The sequence below is a fragment of the Shewanella sp. MEBiC00475 genome (genome assembly GCF_005234075.1).
Taxonomy (GTDB): Bacteria; Pseudomonadota; Gammaproteobacteria; order Enterobacterales; family Shewanellaceae; genus Shewanella; species Shewanella polaris.
The window spans coordinates 3,225,543-3,240,364 of sequence record NZ_CP039928.1; the positions used below are offsets into that span (position 1 = coordinate 3,225,543).

General features: G+C 40.4%; 12 protein-coding genes and 1 riboswitch. Of the genes, 6 read left to right on the forward strand and 6 right to left on the reverse strand.

Annotated features, from left to right (window positions below):
- Positions 1-3 precede the first annotated feature (3 nt).
- Positions 4-138, reverse strand: coding sequence for a hypothetical protein (locus FCN25_RS21280; RefSeq protein ID WP_276611783.1), 135 nt, complete (start codon positions 136-138; stop codon positions 4-6).
- Positions 139-179: 41 nt separating this feature from the next.
- Here FCN25_RS21280 and FCN25_RS14450 point away from each other — a divergent pair, with 41 nt between their 5' ends.
- From FCN25_RS14450 to FCN25_RS14460, 3 genes are all read left to right on the forward strand, one after another.
- On the forward strand, positions 180-497 hold the full coding sequence (locus tag FCN25_RS14450; protein WP_137225942.1) for a DUF3622 domain-containing protein: 318 nt from the start codon (positions 180-182) through the stop codon (positions 495-497).
- Positions 498-1,154: 657 nt separating this feature from the next.
- A riboswitch (cobalamin riboswitch) is annotated at positions 1,155-1,369 on the forward strand.
- A 141-nt stretch (positions 1,370-1,510) separates the two neighbouring features.
- On the forward strand, positions 1,511-3,490 hold the full coding sequence (locus tag FCN25_RS14455) for a TonB-dependent receptor (protein ID WP_137225944.1): 1,980 nt from the start codon (positions 1,511-1,513) through the stop codon (positions 3,488-3,490).
- A 115-nt stretch (positions 3,491-3,605) separates the two neighbouring features.
- Positions 3,606-4,346: an HDOD domain-containing protein gene (locus FCN25_RS14460; protein ID WP_137227419.1), complete on the forward strand. Its 741-nt coding sequence runs from the start codon at positions 3,606-3,608 to the stop codon at positions 4,344-4,346.
- On the opposite strand, the gene FCN25_RS14465 is transcribed toward FCN25_RS14460, so the two are convergent.
- Entirely contained in the window at positions 4,326-5,231 is a 906-nt protein-coding gene (locus FCN25_RS14465; protein ID WP_137225946.1) for a LysR family transcriptional regulator, read from the reverse strand. The genes FCN25_RS14460 and FCN25_RS14465 overlap by 21 nt on opposite strands.
- A 155-nt stretch (positions 5,232-5,386) precedes the next feature.
- Here FCN25_RS14465 and metE point away from each other — a divergent pair, with 155 nt between their 5' ends.
- Positions 5,387-7,678, forward strand: a complete 2,292-nt coding sequence (gene metE, locus FCN25_RS14470) for a 5-methyltetrahydropteroyltriglutamate--homocysteine S-methyltransferase (RefSeq protein WP_137225948.1) — start codon at positions 5,387-5,389, stop codon at positions 7,676-7,678.
- 164 nt (positions 7,679-7,842) lie between these two features.
- Entirely contained in the window at positions 7,843-8,055 is a 213-nt protein-coding gene (locus FCN25_RS14475) for a dodecin (RefSeq protein WP_137225950.1), read from the forward strand.
- A 14-nt stretch (positions 8,056-8,069) separates the two neighbouring features.
- Here the strand turns inward: FCN25_RS14475 and queG are convergent, their stop codons facing one another.
- Together queG and FCN25_RS14485 are read right to left on the reverse strand one after the other, a co-directional pair.
- Positions 8,070-9,299: a tRNA epoxyqueuosine(34) reductase QueG gene (gene queG, locus FCN25_RS14480; RefSeq protein WP_137225952.1), complete on the reverse strand. Its 1,230-nt coding sequence runs from the start codon at positions 9,297-9,299 to the stop codon at positions 8,070-8,072.
- 40 nt (positions 9,300-9,339) lie between these two features.
- Positions 9,340-11,202, reverse strand: a complete 1,863-nt coding sequence (locus FCN25_RS14485; protein WP_137225954.1) for a diguanylate cyclase — start codon at positions 11,200-11,202, stop codon at positions 9,340-9,342.
- Positions 11,203-11,738: 536 nt separating this feature from the next.
- Here FCN25_RS14485 and FCN25_RS14490 point away from each other — a divergent pair.
- The gene (locus FCN25_RS14490) at positions 11,739-12,173 is read left to right on the forward strand and encodes a DUF3069 domain-containing protein (RefSeq protein WP_137225956.1); all 435 of its coding nucleotides are present in this window, start codon (positions 11,739-11,741) and stop codon (positions 12,171-12,173) included.
- Positions 12,174-12,348: 175 nt separating this feature from the next.
- On the opposite strand, the gene FCN25_RS14495 is transcribed toward FCN25_RS14490, so the two are convergent.
- Entirely contained in the window at positions 12,349-14,037 is a 1,689-nt protein-coding gene (locus tag FCN25_RS14495) for an NAD-dependent malic enzyme (protein ID WP_137225958.1), read from the reverse strand.
- Between the two features lie 282 nt (positions 14,038-14,319).
- Entirely contained in the window at positions 14,320-14,784 is a 465-nt protein-coding gene (locus FCN25_RS14500; RefSeq protein ID WP_137225960.1) for a DUF1456 family protein, read from the reverse strand.
- Between the last annotated feature and the right edge of the window lie 38 nt (positions 14,785-14,822).

The window sequence follows — 14,822 nt, forward strand, 5'->3', positions numbered from 1 at the left end:
ATTTTATTCTTCATATTTCCCTCTGTGGCAGCATTGTGCTTGCCACTGGGTTAGTTTTTCAAATAAGCTGCAAAAATAACCATTAAATAGCTGCCCAAACTTGTGCATTTCGAGTACACTGCGCGGCTGAAATTTCATGGGTTTTAGCCTGTGATACCTTAAGTAGGAAAGAATAGATTATGAGCGATAGCAAAAAATATGGTTTACGTGTAATTCAAGTTGAAGATACTTGGAAAACTGAAATCACTCGTCGTATGACAGCGACTAAAACGGTTGTGTCAAAAAGCCAAGATGGTTTTGCATCAGAAGCTGAAGCAACTGCGTGGGGCGAACAAGCACTGCAAGGCTTTTTATCTAAGCAAGCTGATCGTAACAAACGTAAAACCGAGAAGCACCTTAAAGCTAAAAGTTTAGCTGCTGCTATTGCTGCTGAATCTGCTGTCGATGAAGAAGAGCTATTTGATGCAGAAGATGAAGATGACGAAGAATTAAACTAACATTTTACCTATTGATGTAAATGTTATCGATAAGTGTCAATTGTCGTATGTTCAAGGTAGAACATACTGGATTAGAATGACTGTTAATCAACTTATCGCTGTCTTGACCAAATAAGGTTTCATTTGGATGTACAAGATACTGCAATTATTGGCTGCTCGGGCGATTGTTATTCCCGAGTGGTGCATCTGCTACTCCTCCATCATTAGCCGGTATTGAGCAACGTTGATAATACATTATGCTTTTATTACCAGCCTGCAAAATGAGATATGCTATTTACAGTGATAATAGGTACGTCTAGTAAATCCATAAGCTTATTCACGCGGCAATCTCTAACAGTAATAGCGCCAATGACCGTTGAGCATTATGGTTAATTTATGACGCTACAATGGTGCTTTATTCATGCCATGACGGAGTTTTCGTGAGGTTATCATAGTGTCGTGACGAGGCTCAGCAAGTTGAATTATCTATGAGTTAATCTTTTGTTAGTATCAAGTTCAACTGTGGATCCGTTATAATCATCGCGCTATCATTTTATGATGTCATTATCAGCTTGGAAGTTTCAAGATATTCATTATTCTGAAAATTTTTGTTGTCATGACATCGATATAGCAAAATTTATATTAACAACGATGAGTTGAATCTCAACTCACGTTAAATGAATAGTCAATCTTTACGGTGCTTGCCGTGGATCGTTAGATCTAAGCAGGATAATCGGGAAACCAGTGTAAATCTGGTACTGCCCCCGCAACGGTGATTGGTGAGAGTCTGGTGCGCAATAGCTTGCGTTAAACATCTAGGCTCGCGCGTGTTGTATCATAGGTATGACACCACAACCTTAGTCCGGAGACCGGCCATAAAGGTGATTTCGATGATTTCGGTGGGCAGATCTCGAAATGTAATGTGATACCGCTTGTCGGTTTATGCTATGGGTTTATTCTATAGTTGCAGGCAAGATAGGTGGTCTATATTGCGGCGTTATTGCCCCATTTTTCCTTTCAGGAGTTAAAGGTAAATGGGTACTAAACCAACAAAAATTGCACTGCTATTAAGTGCTGTCTTCAGTGTTTCGAGTGTTAATGCAATTGCGGCTGAATCAACTGCTACATCCCCAGAGGCTTCGGCTGCCAGTATGGATGAAACCATTGTGGTCATTGGCCGTAATGTTGCTAACCCATTAAACATAGCAGCCAATGTTAATGTTATTGATGCAGCTGATATTCAAATGAGCGGCGCTACCAATTTAACCGATTTATTACGTGGACAGTCTGGGATTCAGGTGTCGGATAATAATTCGGGTACTGTATTCTCTATGCGTGGTTTTTCTGCATCACAAGCCGCTAATAACACCTTGATTTTGGTCGATGGACGCCGACTCAATAATATTGATATTTCTGCGCCAAGCATTGAATCTATTCCAATTAACTTAATTGAGCGGGTTGAGATTTTATCGGGTAGTGCAGGGGTACTGTATGGTGACCAAGCCGTTGGCGGCGTTATCAATATTATTACTAAAGCGCCAACAGAAACCAGTGGTGGCTTACAGGTTAGTGGTGGCAGTTTTGATACCTATGAAGTGAAAGGCGATGTTTCAGGTGCCATTAACGATGCATGGCGATACTTTTTAGCGGCCAGCTATAACGAAAGCGACAATTACCGCGATAATAATGACAATGAAACCAACTCTATTTTAGGGCGTTTACAGTATCAAACTGATATTGAAGACTTTTTTGTTGAAGTAAATTACTTTGATAATGATCTTCAAGCACCAGGAGCATTATCGTTAGCCCAGTATGAAGCCGATCCTAGCCAAGCAGGGTCTTTTTCTGCGGGCGATTTCAATCATGAAATGACCACCTCATTGCGCAGTGGTTATCAATACCAGCTGAATAATATTTGGGCATTAGGTGCAGATTTAACCTATTCAGATACATTAACGACCAGTGTATCATTTGGTAGCGCAGGCCGTATTGAGCGTGACTTATTGAGTTTTTCACCTAAAGCAACGGCCAATTACCACTTAGACCAAGGTGATTTAAATTTTGTTGCCGGTATTGATGTCAGTAAAGGTGAAGCAGATTTTGATTTTACTTATATGCAACGTAACAATAAACAAACACAAAAAAGTGCTTATGTACAAGCATCGGTACCGATAACACCAACATTATCTTACGTTGTTGGTGGTCGTTATTCAGAAGTGACAGACGATTTATATGATCAATTGCTTTATCCAAACCGTATTGAAATTGATAATGACGCCCATGCATTTGAGTTAGGACTTAATTATCGCCCAAGTAATAAAAACCGCTTTTATGTTCGTGCAAATGATAACTTCCGCTTTGCCAAAGTCGACGAACAGGCTTATACGCCGCTAACGACAATAGGTTTAGATCCTCAAACTGGTCGTTCTTATGAAGCTGGTTGGGATTACACGACAGCGACTCAAACACTAAAAATTAATGCTTACCAACTTGAGTTAGAAGATGAGATTGTCTACGAAGGTGGTCGCACTGATGGTCCCTATGGTGGTGGCGCTAACGTTAATGCAGATGAATCTCGCCGTTTTGGTGTGAGCACTGCTTATGATGTGCAGTTTGCTAGTAACTGGCTACTAGGTGCTTCATACGACTATATTGATGCTGAATTTACTCAGGGCGAAAACGATGGTAAAGCCTTATCTTGGGTGGCTAAGCATTCAGGTAAAGCCTATGTAAGTTATGATTTTACTGAAGATTGGCAAGCCTTTGTTGAAGGTGTTTACACTGGCGAACGTTACATGGAAGGTGATAACAGCAATACGGATGATAAGTTAGACAGCTATGTGCTAACCAACCTTGCACTAAACTATACTCATGGCAGTTGGAACGGCAGTTTACGTGTTGATAACTTACTTGATGAAGATTATGTCGGTGCTGGTTATTACTCGGCTTATGGCAATGGATATTATTCTGGTACGGGTCGTTCAATTAGACTGACCGCTGGTTATCGTTTTTAACTTTACCCTGTAAACAATCTCACCTTACGAAAGCCAGTAAACTATTACTGGCTTTCGTTTTAATTTACCGTTAAATTAATTTAACGGTATATTTTAAAGAAGGTAATCGATGAACATGACTAAGCTTGAGCAACAAGTTCTTACTCAGGTACACGCTATTATTGGCAATGAAGAACAGGTCATTGGTCGTCGGGGGATATTAATTCCGTTAAAGAAAGCCCTTATTAATGAAGCTGATATTCGAGTTGTTATTGATACGGTATCTGCAGATCCTGCTTTAGCAGCCCATTTGTTATTACGCAGTAATACTGCGCATGCTGCAGGCATCGTATTGACAAAAAGCCGAAGTGTTAAAGATGCCTTAATCCGTTTAGGCCAAGTGAATATTTATCGTTATGCATTTTCGTTTTATCTTAAAGAAAGGCTTGATGAGCTTTCTGAGCCTTATAAAAAACTTGTTCAAGGTTATTGGGAATTAAATGAAAACATTGCGATGGATTGCATAGCATTAATACGTGAAGAAAGCGCAACCAATACGAGTAGTAAAATTGATGCAGACGAAATGCAAACATTAGCGCTATTTAGTGTGTTTGGCCAGGTGATTACGTTAACTGCATTTGCTTATTTAAACGCTGAGTTACCACGGCCAGTATCGTTAAAAGTATTGAAATCACTCATTGATAAACAACAGCAGCAGTTATCACTAGAGGCTTTTGAATCATTAGGATTAGATGATGATTTACGCGAAGAGTTTTTAATTGCACATAACTTACGCCAAACACAAAATCCTGATTCACCGGGACTTGTGCTTCGACGCGTGTTATCTAAACGGGGTTTATTGATCAATCCGTTGTAGTTTTATACCTTCACTTGCTACCAGCTCGAACCACTTTTGGATTAAATTTGCATTAGTGGCATCGCGGCGATAGGCACCAAATAATGGACGTTTTAGTCCTTCAGCTCCTAATTTTACCGCGGTAAGACTTAATCCCTGACTTTCTCGGATAGACCAAGTAGGCAGGGTTGCTACGCCGTCATTACAGGCAACACGCTGTAATAACATTGAGGTTAAATCGCATTGTTTTTGCTCGCCAGGTTCAATGCCAGCAGGCTCTAAAAAGTGTTTATAAATGTCCAAACGTGCTAAAGGTACTGGGTAGCTAATTAAGGTTTGTTTTGCCAGTTGTGCTGGTGTTACAAATGCTTGTGCCGCTAAAGTGCTATCACTGGAAACAACTAATTTAACTTCAAAATCAAATAGATGTTGATAAGCAATGCTGTGGCCTGGTACTGGGTCTGATGTTAGTACTATGTCTAAACTACCCGTTTCCAACGCATTGAGTGAATCAAATAAATGTCGACTTGAAATATCAATTTGGGCCGCCGGAGCGTGTTGCTTAAATTGCTCTATAACGGGCATTAACCAACGGAAACAACTGTGACATTCAATACCCAGTTTAAGCTGCTGGCTTTCACCCTCTAAGCCGCGCTTAAGATCTGATTCAGTTGCAATCACTTTTGGTAAGATTTCTTCTGCTAGATTCAGCAGACGTGACCCCTCATGCGTAAAGGTTAACGGCTTACTTTTACGCACAAAAATGCTTGAGTTAATCCGAGTCTCTAACTCTTTTATTTGATGAGAAAGCGCCGACTGAGTTACAAATCGTTTTTTAGCCGCACCCGCTAAACTGCCACTTTCTTTTAACGCCATCAAGGTGCGAAGGTGTCTAAGCTCTATCATTTTCTCTCCACATGAATCTTGCTCAACTAGCCGATGAAATCAATTCGATTGCTTGACAACAGAGTAACACAATAAACTTCTAGACGTCCAGACGCCTATGCGGTTTTTCTGCATAAATGTCCATAAATTTTTTGCTCAACGAAAAGGAAAGCAGTATGAAAATTTCAAGTTTAGGATTTCCCCGTATAGGGCGTCAGCGAGAATTGAAGTTTGCACTTGAGCGCTATTGGCGCGGTGAAGCGGCATTGTCGGAATTAAAACAGGTTGCCAGTGAGTTGAAACGTACCCATTGGCAGTGGCAAGCAGACGCAGGCGTTGAGTTCGTTCCCGTAGGTGACTTTGCTTATTATGACCAAGTGTTAACCCTGAGCGCGACGTTAAATGTGATCCCCGAACGTCATCGTGCCACTCAATCTGATGGCAGCCTAGCCGCTATCGACATTGACACCTTATTTCGCGTGGCTCGTGGTCGATCACAAACTGGCCAACATGCCTGTGCGGCAGAAATGACCAAGTTTTTTAATACTAACTACCATTATCAAGTACCAGAATTAAGCGCTGAACAAACATTCGAGATTGCCTTTGAGCAATTGTTTGATGAAGTGACAGAGGCACAACAATTAGGCCATCAAGCTAAACCAGTAATGCTCGGTCCAGTAACTTATTTATATTTATCTAAAAGCCTCACTGAGTTTAATAAGTTATCGTTATTACCGCAGTTACTATTAGCTTATGAGCAAATACTGTCTCGTTTTGCTACCCAAGGTGTTAGCTGGGTTCAACTTGACGAGCCGGTACTTGCAACGGATTTAACCGACGAGTGGCAGCAAGCCATTAACCACAGCTATCAATTTTTAGCCCAAAAAAAGCCTACTTCATTGAATATTTTACTTGCCAGTTATTATGGTTCTATTGCCCATCATCAAGCATTGGTGAGCGCATTACCGGTAGAGGGATTACACCTTGATTTAGTTACAGCGCCAGAACAATGTGATGTGTTTGTTGATGCACTTTCTCGCCAACAAGTGCTCTCTATTGGAGTAATTAATGGCCGTAATGTGTGGGCTGCTGATGTTGATGTAATTGCTGGGCAAGTATCCGAATTAGCGACTACGTTAGGTGATCGTTTGTGGATTTCACCTTCATGTTCATTGTTGCATTGTCCTGTTGATGTCGAGGTTGAAACCCAATTAATGAGTCCATTGCTTGGTCAATTAGCTTTTGCAAAACAAAAGTTATTTGAGCTTAATGAAATTCACCAATTAATCGTTGAGCAAGGTTCTGCAACTAGCCAAGCGATTATTGATCGTTGCCAGCAACGCCGCTTGGCAAAAGCTGCCGCAGCTAATCAACAGGTTGTTGATCGTGTGTCGCAGTTAACCGCTGATGATTTTGAACGTATCAGTCCATTTTCCAGCCGTATTATTGCCCAACAGCAAAAGCTAGGGCTACCTTTGTTACCCACGACTACCATAGGTTCATTTCCGCAAACCCCCGCTATTCGAGGGTTACGCAACCGCTGGCGTAAAGGCGAAATCAATGACAGTGATTACCGGTTACAGCTTGAACAAGTCACTCAAGATACCATTTCACGTCAGCTTAAATTAGGTATCGACGTGCTAGTTCACGGCGAAGCTGAGCGAAATGACATGGTGGAGTATTTTGGCGAACAATTAGAGGGCGTTGGGTTTACTCAATTTGGTTGGGTGCAAAGTTATGGTTCTCGCTGTGTTAAACCTCCATTAATTTATGGGGATGTGTCTCGCCCTAATCCCATGACAGTTGATTGGGCTACCTATGCGCAAAGCTTAACCGACAAACCTGTTAAAGGCATGCTAACGGGTCCTGTGACCATTTTGCATTGGTCGTTTGCCCGTGAAGATATACCACGTAAAGATATTGCCAATCAACTTGCGTTAGCAGTACGTGACGAAGTGGTTGATTTAGAGAAAGCGGGTATTGGCATTATTCAAATAGATGAACCCGCATTTCGTGAAGGTTTGCCGATTAAACAAAGCGAATGGGCGGATTATTTAGCCTGGGCTGTTGATGCTTTTAAGTTATCGGCGGCAGGTGTTGAAGATGCAACTCAAATTCATACTCACATGTGTTATAGCGAATTTAATGACACTATCAATGCTATTGCAGCAATGGATGCCGATGTGATTACCATTGAAACATCACGTTCACGGATGGAGTTATTGAATGCCTTTGAAGACTTTCATTATCCGAACGACATTGGTCCTGGGGTATACGACATTCATTCGCCCAATATTCCAACGGTTGAAGAAATGGTTGACCTTATTACTAAGGCATCGGAGAAGATTCCGGTAAAACAATTATGGGTAAATCCTGATTGTGGTTTAAAAACCCGTATCTGGGATGAGGTAGAGCCCGCACTGCGTAATATGATTGAAGCAACGAAAGTGCTTAGACGTCGATTTTAATGTTGTAGCAAATGTGGTTGCTCTCGATTAATTTGCAGAACTCAATTGAGTTAGGTTGAGTTCTGCTACTCCATTTTGCTTGTTATTACGCGGTGATTTTGCGGTGAACTGCGCTATTGTTTACTACACTAAAAATGTATTCAAAAAAAACAATAGGAGCTATTATGAGTCACACTTATAAAGTCATTGAACTAGTGGGGTCATCACCTATCAGTTCAGATGAGGCGGTCAAAAATGCGATTGCAGAGGCTAATAAAAGTTTACAACATTTGCGTTGGTTTCAAGTAGTAGAAACCCGTGGTCATTTAGAGCAAGGCTTAGTTGCTCACTGGCAAGTCACTATTAAAGTGGGCTTTACCTTGGATCCCGATGCTTAATAATAGCGCTAGGTTTATGCATCTCTTGGTAAGCCCTTTTGTATTGATCTAATCACTCGTTGAGTTTTACGTGAAAGCGCCGACAATGGCGCTTTTTGTCGTTGTTGCACTAATGCCCATTCAATATGTTCAAGCACCATGTCATCCACTTCTTCACTGTGTTTACGTTGTTCCAATGCAGAAATAATAGCTGGATTAGCTGGGGCATTACCTAACGCTATTGCAATATTACGTAACCAACGTTTGTGACCAATTCGACGAATGGCGCTGCCTTCAGTTTGGCTGAGGAAATACGTTTCAGACCACGAAAATAGCGTCAATAAATCGGGTTGAATAAGCGCACTACGAGTATGAAAATCGGTCTCTTTAGTGAGTGGCGCCTGAGCATTAACTGGGCACACTAACTGACAGTCATCACAACCATAAATACGATTACCTATTAGTGATCGAAACTCTTCAGGGATTGCACCCTGTAACTCAATAGTCAAATAAGAAATACACCGTCTGGCATCGACAACATAGGGTTCAACTATTGCATCGGTAGGGCATGATTTTATACACGCAACACAGGTATTGCAGCCTTCTTCAATCGGGATATCTAGCGGCAAGGGTAAGTTAATTAATAATTCGCCAAGGAAAAACCAGCTTCCTGCATCTGGGTGTAAAATTAACGAGTGTTTGCCGGTCCAGCCTAATCCCGCTTTGTCGGCTAAAGGACGTTCTAAAATAGGTGCTGAGTCAACAAAAGGTCTAAAGTCAGTGGAATCGAATCCGAGTGTTTTACAATGTTCGGTAATATTATCGCCGAGCTTTTTGAGCCTTTGACGGATCATTTTGTGGTAATCCCGTCCGCCAGCGTAGCGAGAAATATAACCAAGAGTTGGATCTGTTAAATTACTGGCAAAGCCTGCATCGGGTGGCAGGTAATCCATGCGTGCGCAAATGACCCTTAATGTACCAGGGTGTAATTCAGCGGGTCTAGCCCGCATCATTCCGTGATTAGCCATGTAAGCCATCTCACCGTGGTAGCCTTTATCTAACCAGTCTTGCAATTTTGCTTCGTGTAGGCTTAAGTCGATATCTGCGACACCAATATGAGCAAAGCCAAGCTCTTTACCCCACAACTTGATTTGTCTATTGAGCACATCAAGTTGAGCAGCTGTCAATGGACATGACTCACTTGTTAGATTGGTTCCTCGATCAGGAATTGGATTTGGAGTTAATACTGTGGTCGTTGATGTCATAACATTATCATTGAGTAAACACGTGGAAATTATACGCGTTTTACTCGGCTTTGACACAATTTCGCCCAGCTGCTTTGGCAGAGTAGAGTGCCTTGTCGGCTTTTAGCAATAATGGTGATAGCTCTTTTTCGTTACTATAGCTTGCAACTCCGGCGCTGACGGTTTGATGTAAGTGGGGTGAAATTTGTGACCAATCATATTTATCTATGGTATCGACTAGCCGATTAGCGATTTCAATGGCTTTAGTTTTGTCGATATTAGGCAGTAAAATCAAAAACTCTTCGCCACCAACACGACCGACTACATCGGTTTCTCGCATCATACTTGCGGTCATCGACGCCAGTTTAACTAAGACTTTATCGCCCATGTCATGGCCTAAATTGTCGTTTACAAGTTTAAAGTGGTCGGCATCAAAAGAGATAATTGAAAAGGGTTTACCTGACAACTGCGCCGCTTTTAAAAAGTGATTACCTTGAGAATAAGTGTCGCGTCTATTAGCGAGTTTTGTGAGTTCATCAGTAAGTGCTAAACGCTTAAATAGTTGTTTTCTTATCAATTGTTTATAAGCGAAAATTGATACAATAATGAGAATGATCGCGACTAAAATAATGATAACGATCTGCATATGTTCATTACGTTGCATTATATCTAGTTGTTGTTCTTTGTCTTTATCTCGCTGAATAAGCCATTCATTTTCATTTTGAATTTTGTTGGTATTAAATCGAGCTTGCATCTCAGCGTTACGCTCTGAAATGACATGTTTATCCTGTGACATATGTGATTCTACAAAAGACTCGAGCGCTTCAAAGGCCTGCTGCCATTGTTGAGATGTTTGATATATTTGGCTTTTGAGTTGTAATGTTTGATTGAGTCCACGGATATTATTATTGTCGTTAAATGATTTTTCTGCTTCGGTAATATCTATTATTGCTTGGTCATAGTGACCTTGTTTGAAATGAACCTCGCCTAAAAACAAATTCATGTAGCTATAACTGCCATCGTTGTCGGGGATAATTAATTTTTTAGCTTGTTGGAGAATAGTATCGGCTTCATTTAGTCTATTTAAACGGATTAAATTACCTGCGATATTAACTGATGTATTTGCGGCGGCAACAAGCTCATTTTGCGTTAACCAAAAATCGCGGCTTTTCTTATTACGTTGTATCGCTTCTTCATAACGATCAAGTTTTTCTAACGAAAGTGCTATTTGACTATTGGTCTGATTTGCTTCATAAAATTGTTGGTTTTTTAGGTAGTTTTGTTCGAGTTTTATTTGATATTTAAGTGCTGTTTCGGCATCACCAAAGCGACGGTAGCTGCTTGCGATTTCACCTAAATTAATATTAGCCCAATATGACAAGTTAAGTGATTCATACAAGTTTTGTGCGGTAATTAGATCTTCAAGTGCGGCAGAAAAATTGCCTAAATACGATAAAATTGCACCTCGAATACTACGACCATCGGCAATTAAACGGGGGTCTTCAAGCTGATAAGCGCTATTGATGGCGACATCAAGCTCAGTAAATACACGGTCATTTTCACCTTGCATATGCAGAGACCAAACTCTGCAATATTGCAGATCGATAGAGATTGATGAGGGAATAGGTTGGTTGTATATCTGCAGGTATTCATCAGCGTAGTTTATTGCTTCTTTCATTTCTTCAATTGTATTAGTAGGTAAATTCCAGCAATTTAGGCGAATATAGAGTTTTTGCCGAATGGTATCATCAACCGATAGAATGCTTTTATACTCGTCGAGTAATTTACGGTTATCTTCATCGGAGATAAAGTAGCCACCATCTAACAAGTTATAAATTTCATCGGCACGTGGATTTTCGATAGGATTGGCATAAGCGATGCAAATGAATCCGATCGAAAAAAAGAATGCAATGATACGGGCCATGTAGAATGTTTTTGATATTATCAAAGTTACCTATTCTCACTTTTTATTATTAAATTTATTGTAGAGCGCTGACTTGATATTTAAACAATACATGGTGGAATTATAGCCTTTTATTGAACTTAAAAGATATTTTTTGTTTTATAAAGTGTGTGACCTTATTTATCATTATTGTCTATTATTTTGCTGCCAAAGTTGACCGATTTGCATTCAGTTATTTACACGAGTATAAAGACGCCTGAATGGATAAAGGTAATGCTGTAAATAATGCCGCAAGTAATGTTATTTAGCATACTGATTGCGTTATGATCTTATGGCGCAGAGCAGCGTTTACAAACATCTGATAATGCACCTGATAGAGCATTGGCAGTAGTTTACTGATTGGAGATGATTATCAATATTGCTTGGTAATAGGTTAATGCCGGCGTGTTGAGTCGAGTCATTAGTCTAAAAATTTAAGTATGGCTTAGTATTATTCCTATAACCTCATTAGACATTTATGGCGTGTATAGTGAGTGGCAGATTGTAGAGAGAGAACCATGACAAAAGTTGACCCGCAGTACCAAGAAGTAGCAAAACAAATTTCGTATAACGTAGCCAATAAAGTGCTGCCAATGGACATACTGCCTGAAACATTGCAAGAGGCCTATGAAGGCCTATTTAAAGAACTTATTGAAGATAAAGCCAATGGGTTCGCCCATGCTTGGGATGCATTGCCAGCCAGTGCGCAAAAATTAATGACCAAAGCAGAGTTTCATGGCTTTTATATTGCTAATGCATGGATGCAATTAAGCCGTGTTGCGCAAGAGATTGCTGACAGTGCAGACTCTGAAGAAGAGATGAATAATAACGAGTATGATGGCGTATTTGGACGCTTAGCGGAGCAATCATTGAAAGAGTGTTTACGTAAGCTCAAAAAAGCTCGCACTGATCGTTCATTATTGAATAGCTTTAAACAAGTGATGTCTACTTAAGTGTATATGCGCATTTGAAATAAGCTTGTTGTTTGACAGAGACAAAAAATCCCAACCTAGATTGGGATTTTTTATGGTCAAAAAAACGTAACCGTTACAATTAATATTTTTATTTACATTGTAATCACGATCAGCGCTTTACAATATTAACGCGTTGAGTCGAACGGATGAACCTTTAGAACGAAGTTCGTTTGTAGCGACGATATTCAGGTTCCCAGAAGTTAGCCTCAATTGATTGTTGGAGTAACTCATCGGTACAAGGTAAGGCTAAACCTTGATCAATAGCCGCTTTAGCAACCGCAAAAGCAATATATTTACTGACGGTTTGAATCTCTTCTAGAGGTGGAAGCAGTGATCCTGTACCATTTTTACCTAAAGGTGAGCACTCTGCTAATGCACGACTAGATGCCATTAGCATTTCGTCTGACACGCGCCTTGCGCCACAAGATAATACCCCTAAACCGATACCTGGGAAGATAAAGCTGTTATTACATTGAGCAATCTGAAAGGTTTCGCCATTGACGACCACAGGTTCAAATGGACTGCCTGTTGCGACTAATGCTTGGCCAGAGGTCCAATGTAAAATATCTTTAGGTGTTGCTTCAACACGACTGGTTGGATTCGATAATGGGAATACAATCGGACGTTCGCAATGGCTGTGCATTGCGCGGATAATTTCTTCAGTGAATAAACCTGGTGCACCAGATACCCCAATGAGTACTGTCGGTTTGGCATTATTCATTACGTCTAGCAGCGAAATATTGTCACTGTAGTTGTCCCATCCTTCGATATTGGCACATGGCTGAGCCAGTTTCTGCTGGAAAGGCAACAAGTTAGGCATATTATCGAGTAGTAATCCCCAACGATCTACCATGAATACTTGCGAACGCGCTTGTTGATCGCTAATGCCTTCTGACACCATGGTTGCCACAATGGCTTCGGCAATTCCACAACCCGCACTACCAGCACCTAAGAAGGTGATGCGTTGTTTGCTGAGTTGACTGTTTGCTGCTTTACATGCTGCAAGTAATGAACCGACAGTTACCGCTGCTGTGCCTTGAATATCATCGTTGAAACTACAGTATTGATCTTTATAACGTTCAAGCAATGGCATGGCATTTTTTTGAGCAAAATCTTCAAACTGAATCAGTGCATCAGGCCACCGACGGCTAACAGCTTGCATAAATGCTTCAACAAATTCGGTATATTCTTCACCGCCAATCCGCTGATGACGCCAGCCCATATACATTGGATCTTCTAATAAATGAGGGTTATCAGTACCGACATCTAGGGTCACTGCAAGACAATATGCTGGGCTGATCCCGCCACAGCTAGTGTATAACGATAGCTTACCAATTGGGATCCCCATGCCGCCGATACCTTGGTCACCTAATCCGAGAATACGTTCTCCGTCAGTGACCACAATCACTTTGACTTTTTGGCGTGTAGAGTTGTTTAAAATATCATCAACACGATCTTTGTTAGGATATGAAATGAACAATCCACGGTTTCTTCGATAGTTTTTAGAAAAACGTTCACACGCTAAACCAACAGTAGGGGTGTAGATAATCGGCATCATTTCACTAATATTATTACGCACTAAGCGATAAAATAACGTTTCGTTAGTATCTTGAATATTACGTAAATAAATGTGCTTATCGAGATCATTGGTGAAATTTTTAAATTGTGCGTATGCACGTGAAGCTTGTTCATCGATGGTTTCAATAACCCAAGGAATGAGGCCTTCAAGGTTGAAAAATACTCGTTCTTCTTCACTAAATGCGCTGCCTTTATTAAGCAGTGGTGATTCTAGAATAGCTGGGCCGGCAAAAGGAAGATAGAGGGGGCGTTTGTTATCGTCCATGGGGAACCTTAATGTGTTAGATCCAGTTAGATCGTTATTAGAATAGGGCTAGTTTTTTGTTATTATAGATTATCATGGATGATCTTTTTTGTGGTCTGTTAAGTGGGTTAAATCACATTATTGCCAGGTATTTTAATTCATGTCTCATTTTTGGTGGTTTGCATCTCGCTCATAGTGTAATTAAATATAAAATTATATTGTTTAAATACCCAAGGTTAGACACAAAAATGCGCAGCCTAAACTACGCATTAATAAAATATTATCTCAATATTCACACTTATATTACTTACCGCGATGTTTGATAGATAAACCTTTTACGAAGTTTCTTAATACTTGGTCACCACAAGGCTTATAGTTTTTATGAGTCGGGCTACGGAACAGGGCTCCAAGTTCAGATTTAGTCATCGCAAAATCGGCTAAGGCTAATGTGGCAAGGATATCTTCTTCACGCATTTCAAGCGCAACGCGTAATTTTTTGAACATAAGGTTGTTAGTCAATTGCTTTAAAGGCGTAGGCACTTCTGCACCAGGCTTTAAACCACGGTTATTAATAATCAAACCATCTAAAAACTGACACATTAAGGTGTCGTTACATGCCTGATAACCTTCTTCATCCTCTTTTTTCAACAGTGCTATAATTTGCTCTGAAGACATTTCTACATTTGCTTGACTGAAAATGTTAATCATTTTGGCATTTGAATAATCAAACACAAAACGAATACGGCGAAGAATATCATTGTTAATCATAAGGTTCTCTGGCGCGGATGCGCTTAAATGGTTTAGGT

Coding starts and splice junctions, on each gene's coding strand:
- FCN25_RS14485 (WP_137225954.1), bottom strand. CDS start 11,202: ATGGCCCGTATCATTGCATTCTTTTTTTCGATCGGATTCATTTGCATC.
- FCN25_RS14500 (WP_137225960.1), bottom strand. CDS start 14,784: ATGATTAACAATGATATTCTTCGCCGTATTCGTTTTGTGTTTGATTAT.
- FCN25_RS14455 (WP_137225944.1), top strand. CDS start 1,511: ATGGGTACTAAACCAACAAAAATTGCACTGCTATTAAGTGCTGTCTTC.
- metE (WP_137225948.1), top strand. CDS start 5,387: ATGAAAATTTCAAGTTTAGGATTTCCCCGTATAGGGCGTCAGCGAGAA.
- FCN25_RS21280 (WP_276611783.1), bottom strand. CDS start 138: ATGAAATTTCAGCCGCGCAGTGTACTCGAAATGCACAAGTTTGGGCAG.
- FCN25_RS14475 (WP_137225950.1), top strand. CDS start 7,843: ATGAGTCACACTTATAAAGTCATTGAACTAGTGGGGTCATCACCTATC.
- FCN25_RS14490 (WP_137225956.1), top strand. CDS start 11,739: ATGACAAAAGTTGACCCGCAGTACCAAGAAGTAGCAAAACAAATTTCG.
- FCN25_RS14465 (WP_137225946.1), bottom strand. CDS start 5,231: ATGATAGAGCTTAGACACCTTCGCACCTTGATGGCGTTAAAAGAAAGT.
- FCN25_RS14450 (WP_137225942.1), top strand. CDS start 180: ATGAGCGATAGCAAAAAATATGGTTTACGTGTAATTCAAGTTGAAGAT.
- FCN25_RS14495 (WP_137225958.1), bottom strand. CDS start 14,037: ATGGACGATAACAAACGCCCCCTCTATCTTCCTTTTGCCGGCCCAGCT.
- queG (WP_137225952.1), bottom strand. CDS start 9,299: ATGACATCAACGACCACAGTATTAACTCCAAATCCAATTCCTGATCGA.
- FCN25_RS14460 (WP_137227419.1), top strand. CDS start 3,606: ATGACTAAGCTTGAGCAACAAGTTCTTACTCAGGTACACGCTATTATT.